Raw genomic sequence first — 1,316 nt, 5'->3', positions numbered from 1 at the left:
ACGCCGAACGCCCCGAATCCCGGATAGTGACCGGACATGGATCGCCGTTGGGGCAAGTTATCAATACAGCGACAACATTGTCCTTGATGCGGCTTATAGTCATATATTTATGAAAGACACCAACATAGACGATACCGATTCAAACGGCAATCAGCTGCTGGGCAAATATAAAAATTCTGTTGATATTGTAGGTGTTCAGTTACGTTGGTATTTTGATTAATCATGAGCAGTAGCGATTACATTTCACCTGATGAGGCGCAAACGCTTTATGGCTTGTTTTCCGAACGGGTAAAACGCAGCGCTGATAAAGAGGCCTATGGCTATTTTGATAACGAGAATCAAAGCTGGTTAAGCCTCAGTTGGCAGCAGGTTGCAGATTCAGTCCATCTCTGGCAACAAGCCTTGCAACAGGAAAATCTGCGCAAAGGTGATCGGGTTGCACTCAATCTGCGTAATAGCAAGGAGTGGATATTTTTCGATCTGGCAGCGTTAAGTCTGGGCTTGGTTGTGGTGCCGCTTTATCCTGATGATCGGCCTGACAATGTTGCCTACATTCTGCAAGATGCCGATGTGCGTTTATTGTTAGTCAATAGCGCCAGGCAATGGTCGGCAATCAGGGCCGTATTACCTGAAGAGCATAGCCTCAGACGAATCATTATTTTCAATGAGGAATCCCCGGAAACGGATCTGCCATATACCCAGCTGCACGAATGGCTGGATGTGGCTGATACCGAAGTTGTTATCTCCCCGTCCGCACCGGATCAGGTGGCATCGATTATTTATACTTCAGGTACTACCGGCCGTTCAAAAGGCGTAATGCTCAGTCACCGGAATATGTTGTCAGTTGCATACGGCTCATTACAGTTCTTTGAAATTCTGCCTGAAGATATATTCTTATCCTTTTTACCTTTGTCACACACCTTGGAACGCACTGGTGGTTATTATCTACCGATGATGGCTGGCTCCAAAGTCGTTTTTTCACGCAGTATTCCCCTGCTTGCCGATGATATGCGACAGGTTCAGCCCACCATTATGATCGCAGTGCCCAGAATTTTTGAACGTATTTATGACCGTGTTCAAAAGCAACTTTCTGATAGTAATGTGCTGCGTAGGTTTATATTCAAATTGGCGGTGAACGTTGGCTGGAAAAAATTTCACTACCACCAGGGCCGAAACTCCTGGTCTCCATTGTTTCTGTTATCGCCATTATTGAATAAGCTGGTAGCTCATAAATTTCACCAGAGGCTCGGTGGTCGTTTGCGTTTAGCGGTCAGCGGTGGCGCAGCGCTTCCCAACTATGCCGCTAAAATGTTCAT

2 protein-coding genes are annotated in these 1,316 nt (G+C 46.2%); both read left to right on the top strand.

Translation table 11 applies throughout. From position 1 onward, the window contains the following. On the top strand, window positions 1-220 hold a 220-nt coding region (locus B3O33_RS00665; protein WP_292362727.1), incomplete at its 5' end, for an OmpP1/FadL family transporter. Between the two features lie 2 nt (window positions 221-222). Next, window positions 223-1,316: AMP-dependent synthetase/ligase (locus B3O33_RS00660; RefSeq protein WP_292362726.1), on the top strand; the 1,094-nt coding region annotated here is incomplete at its 3' end.

This window comes from Methylophaga sp. UBA1464 (assembly GCF_002325665.1).
Classification (GTDB): Bacteria; Pseudomonadota; Gammaproteobacteria; order Nitrosococcales; family Methylophagaceae; genus Methylophaga.
Note: the sequence above shows the minus strand (reverse complement) of the source record. Positions and strands in the feature narration are given on the sequence as shown.